We start from the raw sequence: 20640 nt of genomic DNA, 5'->3' as shown, positions 1-20640 counted from the left end.
TCCTAGACATGTAACTGCAATAATTTCACAAGTGTCTGACGCATTTCTGCACGATTGACAATCATATCGACAAAACCATGTTCTTCCAAAAATTCAGAGCGCTGGAAGCCTTCTGGCAGTTTCTGCTTCATCGTGCCTTCAATCACTCGTGGACCGGCAAAACCAATCAAAGCATTTGGTTCGGCAATGTTAATGTCACCAAGCATCGCAAATGAAGCCGTCACCCCGCCAGTTGTCGGATGCGTCAAATAAGAAATATAAAGTAAACCAGCATCAAGATGACGCTGCAAAGCGGCACAGGTTTTGGCCATCTGCATCAGCGAGAAGATGCCCTCCTGCATACGTGCTCCGCCGCTCGAAGAAAAGATAATCAGCGGTCTTTTCTTCTTCGTCGCCATTTCAATCGCGCGGGTGATTTTTTCCCCGGCCACAGTCCCCATTGAAGCCATCATAAAGTGGTTATCCATGACTACAACAATGGTTTTAATGGCCCCAATACGGCCGCTAGCCACTACCACGCCATCATCCATCCCCGTTTTTTTCTTAGCCTTGTCTAACTTTACATCATAATCCGGAAAATCAAGCGGATCCTTCGTTTTCATATGACTGTAGTATTCTTTATACTGACCATCATCAAAAAGCGCTGCTAAGCGTTTATGACTTTCGATATAGAAGTGATGGCCGCAGTTTGGACAGACATCAAGAGAATCCCGCAGTTTATTGGTAGGAATCATTTCCCCGCACTGGGGACATTTGGTATATAAGCCATCAGGTATCTCAACATGCGCTGGTGTATTTTTCTTGCCTAAATATGCTTTGAATTCATCCAGCTGATGACGTCTCCTTTTAAGAATCTTATCCATCGTCTCTTAACATCTCCTCTAAGTGGGCATCAATAAAACCAGTATTGAATTTGCCTTTGACATAGTCTGGCTGATGGAAAATATAGAAGAGCACTTTCTGATTGGTCGTTACCCCATCAATAACTAATTCCGATAAGACGCGGCGCATCTTTTTAATCGCCTCTAAACGTGTTGGCGCATGGACAATGACTTTGGCGACCATCGAATCATAGTAAGGAGAAATGGTATAGCCCTGATAGACATAGGTATCAATGCGCACGCCCATTCCGCCTGGTAAATGTAAAGTTGTAATCTTACCCGGACAAGGCGCAAAGTTATGATCAGGATCTTCTGCATTAATACGGCATTCAATCGCATGACCGCGCAGCTGAATATCATCCTGGGTAAAACTTAACTTTAAACCTTCCGCAATACGGATCTGCTCTTTGATCAAATCAATACCAGTGACCATTTCGGTAACCGGATGCTCAACCTGAATACGAGTATTCATTTCAATAAAGTAATAAGAGCCATCTGGCGCTAAGACAAATTCCACTGTTCCGGCATTGGTATAGCCAGCTGCTTTGGCAGCTTTGACAGCATCTTCTCCCATCCGTTTACGTAAATCATCACTTAAAACTTTACAAGGTGATTCTTCAATCATCTTCTGATTACGACGCTGAATAGAACAGTCACGTTCACCGAGATAAACCACATGATCATGTTCGTCCGCAAGAATCTGAAATTCCACATGTTTTGGATTGACAATGAGTTTTTCAACATACATGTCATCATCACCAAAAGCCGCTTTCGCTTCGGCTTTCGCTGTCATATACGCTTCTTCTAATTCTTCCGGCTTATAAGCGCGACGCATGCCGCGGCCGCCGCCGCCAGCGGAAGCTTTGATCAGCACCGGATAACCGATCTTTGCAACAACTTTCTTTAAGTCATCAAAGTCTTTGACTGAGCCATCACTGCCTGGTACGACCGGTACCTGTGAGGCAATCATCATTTCACGGGCTTTTGACTTATTGCCTAAAGCATCGATCACATCACTTTTTGGACCAATAAATTTAAGATGACATTTTTCCACTAAAGCCGCAAATTCACTATTTTCAGAGAGGAAGCCAAAGCCTGGATGAATAGCTTCACAGCCGGTATCCACCGCCACCTCAATAATCGCTTCCATATTTAAATAACTATCGTTTGCTTTAGCAGCGCCAATACAAATCGCCTGAGTGGCTAGCTGGGTGTGTAAAGAGTCTCTGTCAGCCGTGGAATAAACCGCTACCGTTTCAATTCCCATCTCTTTACAGGCACGTATAATACGAACCGCGATTTCACCGCGGTTCGCAATTAATATTCTTTTAAACATTAGGCAATCACCATCAATGTCTGATCGTATTCAACAAGATCTTCACTATGTGCTGAAATAGAGGCAATCGTTCCATCACATGGTGCCTTGATCTCATTCATAACTTTCATCGCTTCAATGATACAAAGCGTATCTCCCTGAGCGACCTGATCGCCTACTTTTACGAAGGGCTGAGCTTCTGGTGATGGCGCATCATAGAAGGTTCCGACAAGCGGTGACTTGACCTCTGTGCCAGCGGCCTTTTCTTCAGATGCAGGCACTGCTGGCATCGGCGCTGCCGGGGTATTAACCGGCATAACTGGAGCTGTTGGAGCAACTGGCGCTGTCGCCTTTTCTAATTCCAGCTTAATGCCTTCCATTTCGATTTTCATTTTACTAATGTCTGCCTGTTCAAAGGCAGTCATCAGTTCTTTTACTAAATCCATGAATTCTTCCTCCCTATTTGAACTTCATAATTTGAATTTCAAATTCTGAGTCTAAAAAAATTAAGCGTTCGCTTCAACGTAATCAACGATATCCTTAACAGTCTTCATTGCGGAAGCTTTTTCATCAGAGATTTCGATATCAAAAGCATCTTCAACAGCCATAATTAATTCGACAGCATCTAAAGAATCCGCTTCTAAGTCATCCGTTAAGCTAGCTTCTAAAGTAACGTCATTTTCGTCACAGCTTAATGAGTCGACAATAATATCCTTTACCTTTTCAAATGTATTCATATTTCTTTTCCTCCTTGTTTTTACACGAGCATTATATCATGTTCAAAGTATTTGTAAATAGTTTGATGTTTAAATTTTAAATTTCTATTTTCTTGCATTAGTTGTTGTTTAACACAATATTTTTCTTTTGAACAACAAATTTCTTAACACGTTTCGCAATAATACAACTGACTGCAATCTTGATCAGATCGCCTGGGATAAATGGCAGAACACAGCTTGATAATGCGGTGATCATACTGCTTTTTGTAACATACATAAAGTAAAGCGTACCAATGGCATAGAGCACAATAGTGCCAGCAAGCATCGCTGCGCTCCAGACTTTCACATCATCACTTTTATAAGCAATCGCGCTGATCATAAAAGCCATCACCGGAAAGCCAAAGATAAAACCGCCAGATGGACCAAACACATGGGAAGCTCCGCCGGTAAAGCCGGCAAAAACTGGTAAACCAATAGCACCCATGAAGACATAAACCAACGTGATCAGTAAGGCATGCTTTTTTTCACACATCAGTGCACACATATAAATAGCCAAAGTTTGTAAACTAATGGGTACTAACGATGGCAGCGGGATACTGATCTGTGCACCAATCATAATCAAAGCAATAAAAACTGCTGATCGGGCAAGTACCTTTGTATCATTTTGCATATCAAAATTTCCTCCTCGGCATTAGGATAGCACTGTAAATTTTATTAGTAAAGCACTCTTTTTTATTTGGTTTTAGAAACTAAATCAATATATTCGGTTTATTCGAGGTTTTATGGCTTCTTTTTGATATTCAAAACGATTATTTTAGACTCAAAAACATTTTTATAAGGACTTTTAAAACTGTATATTTTTATTTTGAATTACAAACAAAAAGAAGCAATATCCGCCCCATAGAGTCGCCTCATTTTGTGACCGCAAAAAAAGCGCAAAAAAAGTTGTCACTTTTTTCATTTTTTTCTTGCCAAAGGAGGAAATGTTTGATATATTATCAATGCACTTGAGTTGCCTGTTTAGCTCAGTTGGTTAGAGCATCTGACTGTTAATCAGGGGGTCGTAGGTTCGAGTCCTACAACAGGCGCCAGTGGCGGATTGGAGAAACGGTTAACTCACATGCCTTTCACGCATGCATTCACGGGTTCGAATCCCGTATCCGTCACCAATAAGTGTGTAACTACCCGTAAGGGTAGTCTTTTTTTGTACCTATATAAGAAAAAATAGGAGATTTCTCCCAATGTCATTCAATTAAGCTGAAATTGCGACGAATGATCTGAAAAAGCTGAGACCGGCTATTCAGTTAACCAAAGTTTCAGACTGTGAGAATGCGAAACATGATCCAATTCTCATGGTCTGTTTTTTTGATTTTGCTCATTTAGCTTTATCCTAAGTAAATTGATGTAATTTGGCATAATATCCCTATATTTATTAATTTCCTAATTATTCTTGAGATTTTGAAAAATTATGATACCCTAGTGTTCAGAGGAGCTAGTGACTGGGGTCTTATTTTTCGAGTGAATGATCTTCCAGGTCTGATTGGGATTACAAATTTCTTGATTCTATTTATGAGTCCTTTTTCAGAAATAGTTCCCTTAAGAAAGAGATGTACATTGGTGATTGCGACGGCAAAGTTTGCCTTCGTTTTGTGTGCAACTCTTTTTTTGTTTTTCTCATACTCTTCAGCTTTCATATCAGGAATATCAACACTATTCGTAATAACACTTGTTACGTTAAACATGATAAGTTTCGAATATACTTCTTGCAGTATGCCATCAACTTTCTTTGAATTGAAATATTTTAAACCTATTCTATATTTCAAATTAAAAAATGATTGTTCTTGAGACCATCTTAAATGGTAGAGCTCTTTCATATACTCAAACGGTATTTCTTCCTTGCTTAAATTAGTGACAAGAGTTACAAAGTTTTCATCATCAAGCTTTATGCGGACAACTCTGTAGCTTATTACGTAATCATCATTACTCCATGTATCAATTTGTGGGAAATCGATATTTGAATTGACCAATGCATATTTTTTTCGATCGCTATTATAACGTTTATTGCTTCTTGTCAGTGTAACGCTGACTTCCTGGTCTAATTCCTCATCTGGCAAATCAAATCTTTTTAGGATTGAACTACGGATATTAATATCCTTAGACCTAATCACAAATTTTTGTCCTTTCTCAATAAAATCAGCCATCAGTTTGTATGAAACATATCCTCTATCACATACAATAATTGATTTTTCTGGGTAATACTTTCTTTCAGTCATAGTAATCAAAGCACCAGGTTCTCTTTTTTTGTTAGGTGTTGTCATTTCTGCGTCCCAATAGACTCCATTAAGGCAGTCATAAAGAGCATTGAGGTGGATCTGACAAAAATCCCTTCCTTTTTTGCTTTTAACGATTAACTCAGGATGATCCTTCATAAAAGGAATGTTCAAGTCGGAGCCATCGCAGGCAATGATATAGTAGCCATTAAATGTGTTCTTAGGTTTGATAGTCTGATTGAAAAGCGTCATTACTCTGTTAAATGCATTAGGCTTTATTTTATATCTCTGCATGCAGAAAGCTGAAGCTTGAAACTCCATACCTTCAGGCATCTGCTCACAAATCTCAGATCTGATGGATTTTCCTTCCTTGTGAATGAGAAATCTAATAATCATATCAGCTGGAACTTTACGGCTTCTTGTCATATCAGATACAGGATCAATAACATAACATGCAATATTGTCTGTAACCATCTTAATCGATTTTTCCAATGCCAAATTCACCCCTTCGGGGGTAGTATTAAAAGCACAAGCCTCCGTTTCATAATCAAAATTTCGTTCTTTATCTTGTTTAGAAATCATAAGTAAAAATCCTCCTACAATTTCCTTCGGATTATGAATTTATTCCGGAATTTTGCTTGTCAAGTCTTTTTTGCATTATTTTAAAAATAAAAAAGCCAGGCCACTCAAGTAGAATTGAGTGAACTGGCTCAAAAAATGCTTAACTGAATGACATTGGATTTCTCCCCTATTTTGTAAACATATTATAAAGCATTCCTTCTTTAAGATCCGCGGGATCTTTACCTAATCTTTCGACTAACGCATAGCCGAAATCAAAGGCTGTGAAAGGACCACGAGATGTGGTGATGTTGCCATCAGTAACAACTCTCTCATTCACATAAGTAGCTTCTTTAAGATAAGATTCAATTTCTTCCCCTGGATAAGAAGTCACTTTCTTTCCTTTCACGACACCAGCTTTTCCTAACACCATTGGTGCTGCACAAATAGCCGCAATCATTTTATTGGCTTTGTCATATTTCTGAACCAGTTCGATCACTCTTGGATCTTCTCGCAGTTTCCAAGCCCCAGCGCCTCCTGGTAAAATGATCATGTCATACTGATCCATATTAACAAATAACTTATCTGCTTTGACGCAGATTTCGCGTGATGAAGTGACATCGAAGCCTTCCTGCACTGAGACGGTATCAATATCAATATTGGCACGTCTTAAAATGTCCACAACACCTAAAGCTTCAATTTCTTCAAAGCCATCAGCTAATAATATAGCAGCTTTCACTTTATACATCATTCCTTTCTTCTTCAATTTTATATCCTTATTATAACAAATTCATAATCGTATCGACACATTTTTCCACGCCAAATGCACCGCTATCAATACTCAGCTGATAGTTTTTCGCATCGCCCCACTTACGTCCTGTATAGTATTTGTAGTAAGCAATACGTCTTTTGTCTTTATCTTCGACACGCTTCTGTGGAGAATCAGTTCTTTCGCCATATTTTTCAACGATGCGTTTTTCTTTGAATTCCATATCCGCATGAATGAAGATATTAAAAACATCATCTCGTTCGCGCAAGATGTAATCAGCACAGCGGCCAACAATCACACAATGCCCTTCTTCGGCAATCTGGCGGATGACATTACGCTGAGCGATATACAGTAAGTCAGAAATAGACCCGCCGGCATTATTCCACATAAAAGAAAGTAAAGAACGGCCACTGGCATCTTCGCCATGATCTTTAATATAATCTTCAGCCATCCCGCTTTCTTCAGCGGCTTTTTTAACCAGTTCATAATCATAGAACTTATAGCCTAAGCGATCAGCGATTTCCTTGCCAATGGTTCTCCCGCCGGAGCCAAACTCTCTGGTAATAGTAATAATGTTATACGTCATTTTAAGCACCTCCTAGCTTAAATATTTTTCTCTACCTCTATTTTAATACATAGACAATAAAAAAACTATCAAAGTCCTAGTTTAGAAAAAAATATTTCATTTGATGGACATCATTTGATTTACGTTAAAAGAAGATAAGTTATAAAATATCTATAAAGTTATAAAAATTCTATAAAGTTATAAAAGGTTATAAAAGGTTATAAAAGGTTATAAAAAGCAGAAAGGATGGTTGATATGTTATTTAAAAAAATCCATATACTCTCTCCTTCGGCCGCAAACCGCCTGAGTTCATTGAAAGATATGAACTTAGAAATCGTGTGATCACAACTTTCACGATGTCGCCTATTACGGATACATTTTTTCTAATCACTGGTGTACGTGGCTCAGGAAAAACAGTACTGATGTCATCAATCGCTAGTGAACTTGAAAAAGATAGCAGTTGGATCGTCTTACGGATCAATCCTCACCACGATATCCTGCAAGCTATTTATGATGAACTGTATGCTGCAATTGTTCAATTGCATTTATCTTTTTCAGCAGAGATCAACTTAGGAATCTTCAAAGCTGAGATGAACCATAACAGCTTACCAGAATATTCCGTATTTAACCTTAAATCATTATTAGAAGCGGTCTCCCAAAAAGAAATGAAAGTATTGATTACCATCGACGAAGTCATCAATACACCTCAAATGGTAGAATTTGCCCATCAATTCCAAGTCTACACGATGGAAAATTTACCTATTTTTTTCCTAGGAACCGGACTTTATGAAAATATTGCAGATTTACAAAACGAGAAGACTTTAGCTTTTCTCTACCGTGCCCCTAAGATTTTTACAACCCCACTAGATATTTCAGCGATGGCTTCTTCTTATCAGTCCGTTTTTCAAATTCCCACTCATAAGGCTTTAAAGCTCGCTCAGCTCACTAAAGGGTACGCTTTTGCCTTTCAGGCATTAGGTATGTTTATTTTGAACGCCAAGACGCTCAGACCCTCGATGAAATCCTGCCTATTTATGATCAGATTCTAAGAGAATCTTCCTATGAAAAATTATGGAGTGAATTATCAGATATGGATCGATTAGTTTGTAAAGCCATTGCAGATAGTCCTGATGACTTAGTTAAGACAATTCGCCAGCAAATTAATATATCCTCACAAAAATTCAGTGTCTATCGCAATCGTCTAAAAGAAAAAGGTTTAATCGATACCTCACGTTTTGGTAAAGTTTCTTTTATCTTACCGCGCTTTAAAGAATTTATTATCTTACAGTATGAACTTGATGCATTATAAAAAGTAGGACTTCCATCCTACTTGATAAACTGGGTTCCTGATCCTTCATCAGAGAAGATTTCAATGATAATCGCATGGGGGATACGACCATCAATGATAACCGCTTTCTTGACGCCTTTTTTCAAGGCATCAGTAATGCATTTTACTTTCGGGATCATGCCCCCAGCAATGATGCCTTGCTTGGTAAGATTGAGGACATCATCAATAGTGACGCTGGAGATAAGTGAATTCTCATCTTCTTTATCACGTAATAACCCAGGAATATCACTAACCACAACAAAGTTTTCAGCACCTAACGCACTGGCGATCGCGGCCGCAGCGGTATCGGCATTGATGTTATAGGAATGTCCTTCTTCATCCATTCCGACGCTGGCAACAACCGGAATATAACCTTTATCTAAGACATCGTTCAAAATTTCTGCATGGACTTCTTCTACTTCTCCAACGTAGCCTAAATCCGCGCTTTCCACCTTTTTTGCTTTTAGCAGCATGTTATCAATCCCTGATAACCCAACTGCTTTATTACCGTGGGTATGAATACGTTTAACGAGGTTCTTATTGACCTTGCCCGCTAAGACCTGCTGAACGATATCAATCGTTTCCTCATCGGTATAACGTAAGCCATTGACGAATTTCGATTCGATATGCATCTTATTTAAGGCTTTAGAGATTTCTGGTCCTCCGCCATGGACGAGGACAACTTTAATACCAACTAAATTCATCAGACAGACATCATTGATGACATTATCAATGAGGACTTCATTGACCATGGCATTCCCGCCGTATTTAACGACAACAATTTTATCATGATATTCCTGAATATAAGGAACGGCTTCCGCTAAGATTTTTGCTTTTAATACTGCATGTTTTGCCATAGTATCCTCCTAAGTTCGATAATCGCCATTAATCTTGACATAATCATATGTCAGATCACAGCCCCAGGCGGTAGCCATATAATCACCATCATGGAGATCGATATCAATGACAATTTCATCTTCGCTTAAGATATCTAAGGCTTTCCCTTCGCTAAAAGGGACACCGGCTCCGTTTTTACAAACGATAATAGAGCCCTGCGCACTTGAGAGTGAAACTTCTACTTTAGTAATATCAATATCCGCTGGGGCATAACCAATGGCACATAAGATACGACCCCAGTTGGCATCTTTGCCAAACATCGCCGCTTTGAATAAAGAAGATGTGATGACGCTTTTAGCAACTGTCTTCGCATCATGCAAAGTGCGCGCATTATGGGTATTGCAGGTCAGCAGTTTGGTAGCTCCTTCGCCATCTTTTGCAATCCCTTTTGATAATGATTCACAAATATAATAAAGAGCTTCCTTCATAATCTGATAATGCTTATCTTTGATGACAATCTTTTTATTGTCAGCTAAACCATTACACATAACGACTAACATATCGTTCGTCGAGGTATCACCATCAACAGAAACCATATTAAAGGTATCATTAACGACATCATGAACCATCATTTCTAACATCTCACGTGAGATATCCACATCCGATGTGACAAACGCTAACATCGTCGCCATATTCGGATGGATCATTCCAGAACCCTTGGCAATGGCACCGATATGACATGTCGTATCACCAATCTTGAAAGCAACGGCATATTCTTTTTTATGGGTATCAGTTGTCATAATGGCATTAGCCGCATCATCAGAACCATCTTCTTTTAGACCTGAGACAAGTTCATGAATATGTTTTTCAAAAGGATCTAAAGTCATCGGCTGACCGATGACACCGGTTGATGCCACGACAACATCTGATGGATCCATATGTAATTCTTTAGCGAGTAAATCACAGGCACCTTCCGCTATTTCAATCCCATTAGCGTTACAGGTGTTCGCATTCCCGCTATTACAGATAATAGCTTGTGCCTGACCATTTTTTAAATGTTTCTTAGTAACTGTCAAAGGGGCTCCTTTGACTTTATTCTGAGTATAAGTAGCAGCGCAGGTACAAGGTACCTGAGAAACGATCGCTGCTAAATCTTTTTTTGTTGTATTGTGCCCTTTGATATTGGCGATTACGCCATTGGCTTTAAAGCCAAGCGGCGCGGTGACGCCACCTTCTATTTCCTGCATAGAAAGCCTCCTTAGAACGACGGACCAACAAAGTTGAGTCCGGTATTTTCTTTTAAACCAAACATCAGGTTCATATTCTGAATAGCCTGACCTGCTGTTCCCTTTACCATATTATCAATGGTTGAAGCGATGATCAGGGTATGGTCACGCGCGTCCATATGTAAAGAGATATTGCAGTAATTCGTATAGGTCACAAATTTGAGATCAGCATTCATTCCTAATGGAAGAACACGGACAAATTGTTCATCTTTATAAGTATCTGTATAGATATGATGAATCTCTTCTAATGTGAGATTCTCTTTGACGGGGATATAAATTGTAGAAACGATCCCGCGATTAACTGGTAAAAGATGTGGAACAAAAGTCACTTGAATCTTTTCATCAGCCATATGAGATAATTCCTGTTCCATTTCTGGCGTATGACGGTGATTCCCTGCTTTATAAGGATGATAAGATTCATTGGTCTTGGTAAAGTGGGTATCTTCGGTCAGTTTTTTCCCTGCGCCAGTCGTTCCCGAAGCGCTATCGATAATCACTTTTGTCCCCGCATTGAGATGATGTTTTAATAATGGATAGAGTCCTAAATTCACGGTTGTCGGATAACAGCCGGGATTCCCGATAATGCTGGCCTTTTTGATCTCTTCACGATGGACTTCTGGTAAGCCATAAACCTGCTTTTCATGCAGAGGCTTGTCTTCATAAGCTTTGCCATACCATTTGATATAGTCTTCTTCTTTTTCTAAACGAAAGTCCGCCCCTAAGTCGATAAATTTCTTACCACTTTCAACGCATGCTTTAGCATATTTTTCTGAAATGCCTGCTGGCAATCCGGCAAACACCACATCAGCTCCAGCAATAACTTCTTCGTCGGTTGTATAAGTCAAATCCGTCACATTATAGAAAGAAGGATAAAGGTCAGAAACCTTTTTTCCCAGGAAGCTGCGGGCGCCAACGCCGGTTACTTCCACCGCTGGATGCATCAGTAATAATCTTAAGACTTCACAGCCGGCATATCCGCTAGCCCCTATAATTCCTTCTTTAATCATCTGCACTCACCTTTGCTTTAACTCTTTCAATATTTTTCTTTTCCACTGCTGGTGATGGACCGCCAATAACCTGTCTGTTTTTCAGGCATGTCTCTAAAGCGATCGCCTGGTACACATCTTCATCGAACTTTTCACTGTACTGTTTATAAACATCTAGTGGTAATGTTTCTAAAGTCAACTGATGATCGATGCAGTAAGCGACTAACTGTCCAGTAACCTTATAAGCATCTCTGAAGGCGGCACCTTTTTTCGTTAAGTAATCAGCACAGTCAGTGGCATTGATGAAGCCGCGGGCCGCTGCTTCTCTCATTTTTTCTTTATGCACCGTCATTGTTTTGATCATATCTTTGAAAACTGGTAAACAGAGTTTCACCTGATCAATGGCATCGAAAAGGTTTTCTTTATCTTCCTGCATATCTTTATTGTAAGCTAATGGTAAACCTTTCATCATAGTTAATAAGGTTGTCGCATCGCCGATCACACGTGCGCTTTTCCCTCTGACTAATTCGGCAATATCCGGATTCTTTTTCTGTGGCATGATCGATGAACCCGTGGCATAGGCATCATCTAAATCGATGAACTTAAATTCCCATGAACACCATAAGATCACTTCTTCAGAAAATCTTGATAAATGCATCATAATAAGAGCTAAAGCATTCGCAAATTCAATGGCATAGTCACGATCACTCACTCCATCCATAGAGTTGTACATAATATCATACATCCCTAATTCTTCAGCGGTAAACTGACGATCTAAAGGATACGTTGTGGTGGCTAAAGCGCCGCTGCCAAGTGGTGATACATAAACTCTTTTATCGATATCTTTAAGACGATCGATATCTCTTAAAAACATTTCGGCATAAGCCATCAGATGATGGGCAAAAGTCACTGGCTGAGCTCTCTGTAAATGGGTATAGCCCGGCATAATGGTTTCCGTATGCTGGATAGCCACATCCGTTAAGACCTTGATCATCTCTTTTAATAACTGATCGATTTCTTTGATTTCATCATGGACATAAAGTCTTAAATCTAAGGCCACCTGGTCGTTTCTTGAACGTCCGGTATGTAATTTTTTCCCTGAGACGGGATATCTTTTGGTTAATTCCGCCTCAATGAACATATGGATATCTTCTGCATTAGGATCAAAAAGCAGGGTTCCTTCTTCAATTTCATGAAGGATATCATTTAAGCCTTTAGTAATTTCCTCATAAGCCTGCTGATCGATAATCCCCTGCTTACAAAGCATCTTGGCATGAGCCAGAGAGCCGCGGATGTCCTGTTTGTACATGCGGCAGTCAAAGGATAATGATGAATTAAATGCATTGACATCTTTATTTATTTCTTTTAAAAATCTTCCAGCCCATAACGCCATTGTGAATACCTCCTATAATGATCCTTCTTTAGCTTTCGCAATCATCTTGATTGGTAAGCCATATAAGTTAATGAAGCCTGCTGAATCAGCCTGGTTGTAATCGTCATCTTCACCAAATGATGCCGTCTGTTCACTATATAATGATGTTGGTGAAGTCATTCCTGCTTCAATAATATTGCCTTTGTATAATTTTAATTTGACATCGCCATTAACGTTTTCCTGTGTCTTATCGACAAATGCATTGATCGCTTCGGTTAATGGAGAATACCAGTAACCGTTATATAAGATATCAGCTAATTCTAAGGATACTTTCTGTTTAAAGTGCGCTGTATATTTATCAACGGTGATTTCTTCTAAGTCCTGATGAGCCTGATATAAAATAGTTCCGCCTGGGGTTTCATAAACACCTCTTGATTTCATCCCGACTAATCTGTTTTCCACCATATCGATAATACCGATGCCGTTTGCCCCGCCGATTTTATTCAGCTTTTCAATTAATGTCACACCATCCATCTTTTCTCCATCAAGAGCTACAGGGATCCCTTTTTCAAAAGTAATTGTGACATAAGTTGGGGTATCAGGTGCTTTTTCTGGTGATACACCTAATTCTAAGATTTCATCATATTTAGGTTCATTCGCTGGGTTTTCCAGATCTAATCCTTCATGGGATAAGTGCCATAAGTTTTTATCTTTAGAGTAGTTGGTTTCTCTGTTGATTTTTAGAGGGATTTTTCTTGCTTCGGCATAATCAATCTCATCATCTCTAGATTTGATATCCCATACTCTCCATGGTGCGATGATTGGCATATCAGGCGCAAAGGCTTTGATCGCTAATTCGAATCTGACCTGATCATTTCCTTTACCAGTGCAGCCATGGCAGATTGCATCTGCCCCTTCTGCTTTCGCGACTTCGACTAACTTCTTGCCAATGATTGGTCTTGCCAGAGAAGTCCCTAATAAGTATTTGCCTTCATATTTAGCGTTCGCTTTGATGGCTGGGAAGATGAAATCTTCCACAAATTCTTTTCTTAAGTCTAATTCAATATATTTAGAAGCACCTGTGGCTAAAGCTTTCGCTTCCAGACCTTCTAATTCATCAGCCTGGCCAACGTTAGCGCTTACGGCAATAACTTCACAGCCATAGGTTTCTTTTAACCATGCGATAATAATTGATGTATCTAATCCACCACTATAAGCTAAAACTACTTTATTAAATTTCTTTTCCATATTTCTAATCTCCTTAAATGTGTTAATTTTTTTGTTTTTTGGTTTATAAATGATTAAAGTCCTTTCGCCGTGATTTCATGATCATTGCCTCCTTCATATACAAAAAAGACGTCTCTAAAATTAGAGACGTCGAATAAACGCGGTACCACTCTAGTTGATGCTTAAAAACATCCACCTCAATGTCTGTAACGTAGACGAAACGTTCTGTTATACTCAAGTTCCAACAGACACTCACGAGGGCGATTCTCCTAGTTTTTCCTAGCGGCCTTCCACTCTGTACCGCCTCGCTAGAGGTAGGACTAAGATACTAATCTCGTTCATCGCTTTGTTTGTATGGCCCTATAATACATTCGTCTTTTTTGAATGTCAACAACTTTTTTAAAATTTTTATTTCTCTTAATACGAACAAAGTTAATTCTTTTTGTTATTTTTAGAAGTTTCCGTGATTTCTTTTAAAGAAGCCACATAGGTATACCCCTTTTGATCTAACGTATTATTGGCAATATAGAGCTTCTTACTCCCCAACAATATGGTCATTCCCAAGGCTGAGCCCTTCGTATAAACGGTATACTTTTTCTTTACATCACCGATCATTTCTTTGTCTGAATCTGTGAGCTTAGCACTCTTATAAGTCACTGAGGAATACTTCAGATTCGTTTCAAAGATAATACTTTTCGGACTGATAACATACACCAGTTCAGGGTCATAAGCAGACTTTTTATCACTGTACTGATCTTTATTCACATAAAGGATTTCATCCTGCATGTAACGTTTATTATAAACATCTGAGAGCTTTAAACTGCTCTCTGTTTTTGTCTTTTTTGTTGTCTTCTTAGATGAGCCGCAGCCGGCTAGGAGAAAGACTGATAATATCAAAATGAGAATTTTTTTCATATGATCACCCTCTTTTATTATAATCGAAAACCATGATAAATACTATAAAAAGCCATTCCCCAAGGGAATGACTTCTTATCTTATTCTTCTACTTTTTCGAACTGATCAGCGCCTACGCCACATACTGGACATACATAGTCTTCAGGTAATTCGTCACCTTCGTAAACGTAGCCACATACTGTACAAACCCATTTCATATTTTTGTACCTCCTTAGCTTTTAGGAAAATTTCCTATTAACACAATAGCATTTCAAAGACACTTTTTCAATACAAATACGCATACTCTCGATTTTTTACAAAGGCTTTACAGAAATTTTAACAAATAGTAATGATTCCTATTTACATATCGTGAAAACAGTGCTATGATAGAGCCATAGAAGAGCTCAGGAAGAAAAAAATGATGAAGTTTGAAAGTGCTTGAATCGCTTTCATCAATTCATCATAATGTATATATAGAGTTCAAATCTAAAGAAAGGTGTGTAATAAAATGAAATTTAGATGTACTGTATGTGGTCATATTTATGACGAAGAAAAAGAAGGAGTAAAATTCGCTGATTTGCCTGATACTTGGACTTGTCCAACTTGCCATCAGCCAAAAGATAAATTCGTTCCTGTTGAAGGTGAATTAACTTGGGCTGCAGAACATGTTGTTGGCGTAGCTAAAGATGTTCCTGAAGATATCAAGAATGATTTAAGAGCTAACTTTGAAGGTGAATGTTCAGAAGTTGGTATGTATTTAGCAATGTCTCGTGTCGCTTTTAGAGAAGGTTACCCAGAAGTTGGTTTATACTATGAAAAAGCTGCTCATGAAGAAGCAGAACACGCTGCTAAATTCGCTGAATTATTAGGTGAAGTTGTTTCTGATTCTACTAAGCATAACCTTGAAGTACGTGTTGAAGCTGAAAACGGTGCTACCGCTGGCAAAACTGATTTAGCTAAACGTGCTAAAGCTCTTAACTTAGACGCAATCCATGACACTGTTCATGAAATGGCGAGAGATGAAGCGCGTCATGGCAAAGCTTTCGCTGGCTTATTAAAGAGATATTTCGGTGAATAATCACCTTTACGGATGTGTCGCTGCACATCCGTTTTCTTTTATATGAACGCAAAATAAAAAGGGCAAAGGCCCTTTTTTAAAGTGTTTCTGTTTTCTGGCGTGCCTGATCACGACGATATTCTTTGACAAGATCTAAATGACAAAGTTCACTATGACAGTCATGACAGCTTCCGCCGCATGATCCAATGGAATGCTTCTTATCAAAGAAACGACGATAACCAACGTAAAGCATCCAGATACCAATTATAATACAAATAATAATTGTAGCGATCATAAGCATTCTCTCCTCTTCTCTATTTATTATAGTTAGCTTTTACTAACAATTCAAGTCAGATACATGGGTGAGTCCCATGGCAGACCATCTCAGTGATTAGTTATTAAGGGATTATTAAGGTGTGTAAATTATTCTTATGTATGAGGTGGTCTGCCACAAGGCTCAGCTAATGCATGAGTCTTGCCGGATAACCAGAACGTGATAACGCTCTTTGGAGCGCAGGTACATCTGGTTTCTGTTTGGTATAAACAGTGACCTGCTTACTTTGCAGGTTCACCGTTGCATATGTATCATCAAACTTATTTAATGTGTTTGCGACGTGGCGGGTGCAGTTTTCACAGATCATATCCTCACAGACAAATAGTGTTTTATAAGGGTAATGATCAAGGTTGCGATCACTTACTTTCACTTCTTTTTCCAGCGAAGAGGACGCGCAGCAGCCGCTAGTCTTCTCTTTTCTCATCCTTGATAAGCCAAAGATCACACCTAAGACAATCAAGGCAAAGATAATTATTGTAGCCATGATAACACTTCCTTAAGCTGTAACTGTCTGCGTATTGACTTTTCCTTTATAGCCAGGACGTACAACCATGAAGATTGCCAAGGCTAAGATCAAGAGAGCAATCAGTGTCATGGCAGTAAAGCTGCCGCCAAAGAATAACCAAGTCCCTAACTGATAGCCAATAAAGGCAACGACATAGCCTAAGACTAACTGATAGCCAATCGCGAAATAGCCCCAGAATTTTGTATCCATTTCACGCATAATTGTAGACATTGCGGCGATACATGGCGGATTGAATAAGTTCAGTAACATGTATGAGAAACCGCCCATAGCCGTAAAGATGGAAGCCACACCAGCTTTACCCGCTAAGACCTGAACAGTTGAGGCAGATAATTCTTTAGCTGATAAGGCGACTAAGACAGAAACACCACCCTGCCAGTTACCAAAGCCTAATGGCGCAAAGATTGGGGCAATGAGTTCACCGATGCTTCTTAAGATTGAGTGTGAAATTTGTGCTGATTCTGGATCAATATACTGGAAACTCCAAGTATAAGACATCAGGAACCAAACGATTACTGAAACCGCAAAGATAATTGTCCCTGCTTTAACGATGAAATGTTTACCACGTTCTACAACTCTTAATAATACCGTTTTTGGCTGTGGTAAATGATAAGCAGGTAACTCCATAACAAACGGTGCTGTTTCGGAATTAAACCATCTTGTTTTCTTTAAAGCAATACCGGATAAAACAATGATTAAGATACCTAAGAAATACATAGAAGTTGCAACCCAAGCTGAGCCATGGAAGAATACCGATGAAACCATCGCGATTAATTCTGTTTTAGCAGCGCATGGAATGAACGTCGCTAACATAATGGTCATCCGACGATCTTCGACATTTTCAATCGTACGCGTAGCCATAATCGCTGGGACCCCACAGCCAGAGCCGATTAAAATCGGAATAAATGATTTTCCCGATAAACCGAATTTTCTTAAGATACGATCCATAATGAAAGCCACACGAGACATGTAGCCACAGTCTTCGAGGATTGCTAAAAAGAGGAAAACTAAGAGGATCTGTGGTACGAAACCTAAGACCGTTCCAACGCCGCCGACAATCCCATCAATTAGTAAATGCTGGAGCCATGAAGCAACATGCAGATTCTGACAAAGTGCAGTTAGCGCATTTGGTACAATCTCACCAAATAAGACATCATTGGTCCAATCGGTCATCCATGTACCAACTGTTGTCACGGAAATATAATACATTACAAAGATAATCACCGCAAAGATTGGCAGAGCTAAAATACGATTGGTGACGATCTTATCAATCTTATCTGATAAGGTTAATGTGCCATGAGCGCGGGCACTATGATAGTTTTCATCAACAACCTGGGCAATGAAGCTATAACGCTGCGCCGTAATAATTGATTCGGCATCATCGTCTTCCGCTTTTTCAACGTTTTGAATGCTGTCTTTAAACTGTGCATAAATGGATTGTAAACTGTTTTCTTCAATCACTTTTTCATCACGTTCGAAAACTTTGACGGCAAACCATTTCACCATTCGCTCATCAATCTGACCACTTAAAGCTTTTTCAATCTCTTTTATAACGTTTAATGTGTCATCTTCGAAAACATCCGGTCTTGCCGGTACATGTTTCTTTTTAGCCTCAGAAATTGCTAATGCTGCTAAGTCATGAGAACCTCTGCCTTTTAAAGCTGAGATTGCCACAACTTTACATCCTAGGCGTTTTTCTAAGCCTTTCAGATCGATCTGATCACCATTTTTCTCAATCAAGTCTAACATATTGACAGCTACAACCATTGGTAAACCTAACTCTAATAACTGGGTCGTTAAATATAAGTTTCGTTCAATATTTGTTCCATCAATGATATTAATGATTGCATCTGGCTGATCATTCACTAAGTAGCGTCTTGAGACAACTTCTTCTAATGTATATGGCGAAAGGGAGTAGATCCCTGGTAAATCCTGGATCGTCACATCATTATGTCCTTTTAACTTGCCATCTTTCTTTTCCACTGTAACACCTGGCCAGTTCCCGACATACTGAGCACTGCCAGTTAAATCATTAAACAATGTTGTTTTCCCACTATTGGGGTTACCCGCTAATGCTATTTTCATCTTTTTCTTCCTCTCTTGTTAGTTTTAACTAACCCATTTCCAAAAAAATAAACGTCTATGCGACTTCAATAAGTTCTGCTTCGCTTTTACGAATTGATAATTCATAACCACGAACGGTTAATTCAATCGGATCACCTAATGGTGCAACTTTCGTAACACGTACCTGAATACCTTTGATCAGACCCATGTCCATAATTCTCTTTTTTGTAGCCCCCTGTCCATGAAGTTTAACGATCTTCACAGTCGAACCTACTGGAACTTCTTTTAATGTTTTCATTTGAATCCCCCTCTACACTAAAATACGACTGGCCATTGACTGATCCAAGGCAATTCTAGAGGCCTTTACTGAGACAATGACACTGTTGTTAACTTTATTAATAATGACTATTTCCGAGCCTTCGACAAAGCCTAATCCTTTAAGATGGGCTTTCACTTCATCGTTTCCTCTGATCTTTTTAATCGTTACACGATCACCTACATGACATAAAGTGATTGGCATATGTGAACACTCCTTCCTAAATTAGTTTTGCCTAACTTCAAGAGTTAGTTTAGTATAACTTTTTTGTGAAGTCAATCTTTTTATATTTTCCTTGTAAAGTTATTTTAAATTATGTATTATTTAATTGTCCGCTATTAGTTTGAAATATTTAAATATATAGTGCATTATCATGCTATAAGCAAAATATTCATGATATAATATATGCAATAAGTATGAGGTGAAATGATTATGAGTGAATCTACAGAAATGTATTTAGAAACCATTTTAGTTTTACAAAATCGGAACGGTCATGTTCGTTCTATTGATATCGCCCATGAAATGAACTTTTCTAAGCCAACCATTTCGCAGCAGATGAAAAGACTTTCTAAGCAGGGATTAATTACTATTGATGACAATAATTATATTCATCTAACTGATGAAGGACATCGGATTGCGGCGATGATCTTTGAACGCCATAATGAATTAAGTCAGATCTTAACATATATTGGTGTCCCGCAAGATTTAGCAGCCGATGATGCCTGTCGTATTGAACACTATATTTCTCAGGAAACATTTGATGCGATCAAAGCTTATTTTGATCCTTTAATGAAAAAAGAATCCTAAAACGGATTCTTTTTGTTTACGCAATACTAATTCCAACCATCGTGAGGGTTAACATAATTACGCCAGCTAATAAGACACCTAACATACAAGCCGCTACAGTTTCTTTAAAGTCCATGTCTAAGATACTGGCAGCTAATGTTCCGGTCCAGGCACCGGTTCCGGGAAGCGGAATACCAACAAATAATAATAGAGCCACAAAAGTTCCGCGACCGGCTTTTTCCTGTAGCTTCTTACCGCCTTTTTCCCCTTTTTCGAGACACCAGGTAAAGAACTTACCAATGTATTTCTTATCTTTTCCCCATTCTAATAAGCGACGGGCAAAGAGATAAATAAAAGGTACTGGCAGCATGTTGCCAAGAATACAAACAATATAGGAAGGGACTAATGGCAATCCTAAAACACCAGCCACTGGAATAGCCCCTCTTAATTCAACGATCGGTACCATTGAAATGAAAAAGATTTCGAGATACTTTATTAACATCCTAATTAACTCCTTTTAGTTGATTGTGTAATAATCATATCTAAATTTTATAAGT

At 38.9% G+C, this 20640-nt stretch carries 25 protein-coding genes, 2 tRNA genes and 1 other annotated feature; of the genes, 6 read left to right on the top strand and 21 right to left on the bottom strand.

Annotation, left to right across the window (positions count from 1 at the left end; translation table 11 throughout):
• Positions 1-2: 2 nt before the first annotated feature.
• From accD to SG0102_RS00740, 5 genes are all read right to left on the bottom strand, one after another.
• Positions 3-863 (bottom strand): acetyl-CoA carboxylase, carboxyltransferase subunit beta, encoded by an 861-nt coding sequence (gene accD, locus SG0102_RS00760; protein WP_125118182.1) that lies wholly within the window; start codon positions 861-863, stop codon positions 3-5.
• A complete protein-coding gene (gene accC / locus SG0102_RS00755) occupies positions 856-2217 on the bottom strand; it encodes an acetyl-CoA carboxylase biotin carboxylase subunit (RefSeq protein ID WP_125118181.1) in 1362 nt (453 codons plus the stop codon). Before accC ends, accD begins: the two co-directional genes overlap by 8 nt.
• Entirely contained in the window at positions 2217-2642 is a 426-nt protein-coding gene (gene accB, locus SG0102_RS00750) for an acetyl-CoA carboxylase biotin carboxyl carrier protein (RefSeq protein WP_125118180.1), read from the bottom strand. Before accB ends, accC begins: the two co-directional genes overlap by 1 nt.
• A 60-nt stretch (positions 2643-2702) precedes the next feature.
• A complete protein-coding gene (gene acpP / locus SG0102_RS00745) occupies positions 2703-2933 on the bottom strand; it encodes an acyl carrier protein (RefSeq protein WP_125118179.1) in 231 nt (76 codons plus the stop codon).
• A 97-nt stretch (positions 2934-3030) separates the two neighbouring features.
• The gene (locus SG0102_RS00740) at positions 3031-3582 is read right to left on the bottom strand and encodes a biotin transporter BioY (RefSeq protein WP_125118178.1); all 552 of its coding nucleotides are present in this window, start codon (positions 3580-3582) and stop codon (positions 3031-3033) included.
• A gap of 344 nt (positions 3583-3926) precedes the next feature.
• Here SG0102_RS00740 and SG0102_RS00735 point away from each other — a divergent pair.
• Positions 3927-4003 (top strand) — tRNA-Asn (locus SG0102_RS00735).
• A 2-nt stretch (positions 4004-4005) separates the two neighbouring features.
• Positions 4006-4081: transfer RNA gene (locus tag SG0102_RS00730), tRNA-Glu, on the top strand.
• Positions 4082-4378: 297 nt separating this feature from the next.
• Here SG0102_RS00730 and SG0102_RS00725 read toward each other — a convergent pair.
• The 3 genes from SG0102_RS00725 to SG0102_RS00715 all read right to left on the bottom strand — a co-directional run bounded on the left by SG0102_RS00725 (position 4379) and on the right by SG0102_RS00715 (position 7095).
• Complete coding sequence (locus SG0102_RS00725; protein WP_125118177.1) at positions 4379-5764, bottom strand: IS4 family transposase; 1386 nt, start codon at positions 5762-5764, stop codon at positions 4379-4381.
• Between the two features lie 166 nt (positions 5765-5930).
• The gene (locus SG0102_RS00720) at positions 5931-6506 is read right to left on the bottom strand and encodes a DJ-1 family glyoxalase III (RefSeq protein ID WP_231999829.1); all 576 of its coding nucleotides are present in this window, start codon (positions 6504-6506) and stop codon (positions 5931-5933) included.
• A 13-nt stretch (positions 6507-6519) separates the two neighbouring features.
• Entirely contained in the window at positions 6520-7095 is a 576-nt protein-coding gene (locus SG0102_RS00715; protein ID WP_125118176.1) for a cytidylate kinase-like family protein, read from the bottom strand.
• 317 nt (positions 7096-7412) lie between these two features.
• Here SG0102_RS00715 and SG0102_RS00710 point away from each other — a divergent pair, with 317 nt between their 5' ends.
• Complete coding sequence (locus SG0102_RS00710) at positions 7413-8123, top strand: ATP-binding protein (RefSeq protein ID WP_148668820.1); 711 nt, start codon at positions 7413-7415, stop codon at positions 8121-8123.
• 41 nt (positions 8124-8164) lie between these two features.
• Complete coding sequence (locus tag SG0102_RS00705; RefSeq protein ID WP_125118174.1) at positions 8165-8383, top strand: hypothetical protein; 219 nt, start codon at positions 8165-8167, stop codon at positions 8381-8383.
• 17 nt (positions 8384-8400) lie between these two features.
• Here SG0102_RS00705 and argB read toward each other — a convergent pair whose 3' ends face one another.
• From argB to SG0102_RS00670, 7 genes are all read right to left on the bottom strand, one after another.
• Positions 8401-9258 (bottom strand): acetylglutamate kinase, encoded by an 858-nt coding sequence (argB, locus tag SG0102_RS00700; RefSeq protein ID WP_125118173.1) that lies wholly within the window; start codon positions 9256-9258, stop codon positions 8401-8403.
• Positions 9259-9267: 9 nt separating this feature from the next.
• Entirely contained in the window at positions 9268-10485 is a 1218-nt protein-coding gene (gene argJ / locus SG0102_RS00695; RefSeq protein ID WP_125118172.1) for a bifunctional glutamate N-acetyltransferase/amino-acid acetyltransferase ArgJ, read from the bottom strand.
• A gap of 11 nt (positions 10486-10496) precedes the next feature.
• The gene (gene argC, locus SG0102_RS00690; protein ID WP_125118171.1) at positions 10497-11531 is read right to left on the bottom strand and encodes an N-acetyl-gamma-glutamyl-phosphate reductase; all 1035 of its coding nucleotides are present in this window, start codon (positions 11529-11531) and stop codon (positions 10497-10499) included.
• Entirely contained in the window at positions 11524-12903 is a 1380-nt protein-coding gene (argH, locus tag SG0102_RS00685) for an argininosuccinate lyase (protein ID WP_125118170.1), read from the bottom strand. Before argH ends, argC begins: the two co-directional genes overlap by 8 nt.
• A gap of 12 nt (positions 12904-12915) precedes the next feature.
• Positions 12916-14130, bottom strand: coding sequence for an argininosuccinate synthase (locus tag SG0102_RS00680; protein WP_125118169.1), 1215 nt, complete (start codon positions 14128-14130; stop codon positions 12916-12918).
• Between the two features lie 119 nt (positions 14131-14249).
• Positions 14250-14460 (bottom strand) — a binding site (T-box leader).
• A gap of 81 nt (positions 14461-14541) precedes the next feature.
• On the bottom strand, positions 14542-15024 hold the full coding sequence (locus SG0102_RS00675; protein WP_125118168.1) for a lipoprotein: 483 nt from the start codon (positions 15022-15024) through the stop codon (positions 14542-14544).
• Positions 15025-15104: 80 nt separating this feature from the next.
• Positions 15105-15221, bottom strand: coding sequence for a rubredoxin-like domain-containing protein (locus SG0102_RS00670; RefSeq protein ID WP_125118167.1), 117 nt, complete (start codon positions 15219-15221; stop codon positions 15105-15107).
• 290 nt (positions 15222-15511) lie between these two features.
• Here SG0102_RS00670 and SG0102_RS00665 point away from each other — a divergent pair, with 290 nt between their 5' ends.
• Positions 15512-16081, top strand: coding sequence for a ferritin family protein (locus tag SG0102_RS00665; protein ID WP_125118166.1), 570 nt, complete (start codon positions 15512-15514; stop codon positions 16079-16081).
• Between the two features lie 76 nt (positions 16082-16157).
• On the opposite strand, the gene SG0102_RS00660 is transcribed toward SG0102_RS00665, so the two are convergent.
• From SG0102_RS00660 to SG0102_RS00640, 5 genes are all read right to left on the bottom strand, one after another.
• Positions 16158-16355 carry a FeoB-associated Cys-rich membrane protein gene (locus SG0102_RS00660; protein WP_157982938.1) on the bottom strand — a complete coding sequence of 66 codons (198 nt, stop codon included), beginning with the start codon at positions 16353-16355 and terminating at the stop codon, positions 16158-16160.
• Between the two features lie 166 nt (positions 16356-16521).
• Entirely contained in the window at positions 16522-16878 is a 357-nt protein-coding gene (locus tag SG0102_RS00655; protein ID WP_125118164.1) for a cation transporter, read from the bottom strand.
• A 12-nt stretch (positions 16879-16890) separates the two neighbouring features.
• Positions 16891-19002 (bottom strand): ferrous iron transport protein B, encoded by a 2112-nt coding sequence (feoB, locus tag SG0102_RS00650; protein WP_125118163.1) that lies wholly within the window; start codon positions 19000-19002, stop codon positions 16891-16893.
• A 55-nt stretch (positions 19003-19057) separates the two neighbouring features.
• Positions 19058-19279: a FeoA family protein gene (locus SG0102_RS00645; RefSeq protein ID WP_125118162.1), complete on the bottom strand. Its 222-nt coding sequence runs from the start codon at positions 19277-19279 to the stop codon at positions 19058-19060.
• A 12-nt stretch (positions 19280-19291) separates the two neighbouring features.
• Positions 19292-19501 carry a FeoA family protein gene (locus SG0102_RS00640; protein ID WP_125118161.1) on the bottom strand — a complete coding sequence of 70 codons (210 nt, stop codon included), beginning with the start codon at positions 19499-19501 and terminating at the stop codon, positions 19292-19294.
• Positions 19502-19729: 228 nt separating this feature from the next.
• On the opposite strand from SG0102_RS00640, the gene SG0102_RS00635 reads away from it, so the two are divergent.
• Positions 19730-20104 (top strand): metal-dependent transcriptional regulator, encoded by a 375-nt coding sequence (locus tag SG0102_RS00635; RefSeq protein WP_197715059.1) that lies wholly within the window; start codon positions 19730-19732, stop codon positions 20102-20104.
• Positions 20105-20120: 16 nt separating this feature from the next.
• Here SG0102_RS00635 and SG0102_RS00630 read toward each other — a convergent pair whose 3' ends face one another.
• Positions 20121-20585, bottom strand: a complete 465-nt coding sequence (locus SG0102_RS00630) for a COG2426 family protein (RefSeq protein WP_125118159.1) — start codon at positions 20583-20585, stop codon at positions 20121-20123.
• Positions 20586-20640: the final 55 nt, after the last annotated feature.

Origin of the sequence: Intestinibaculum porci, assembly GCF_003925875.1 — a bacterium.
Classification (GTDB): Bacteria; Bacillota_I; Bacilli_A; order Erysipelotrichales; family Coprobacillaceae; genus Intestinibaculum; species Intestinibaculum porci.
This window is presented reverse-complemented; position numbering and strand designations above follow the sequence as displayed.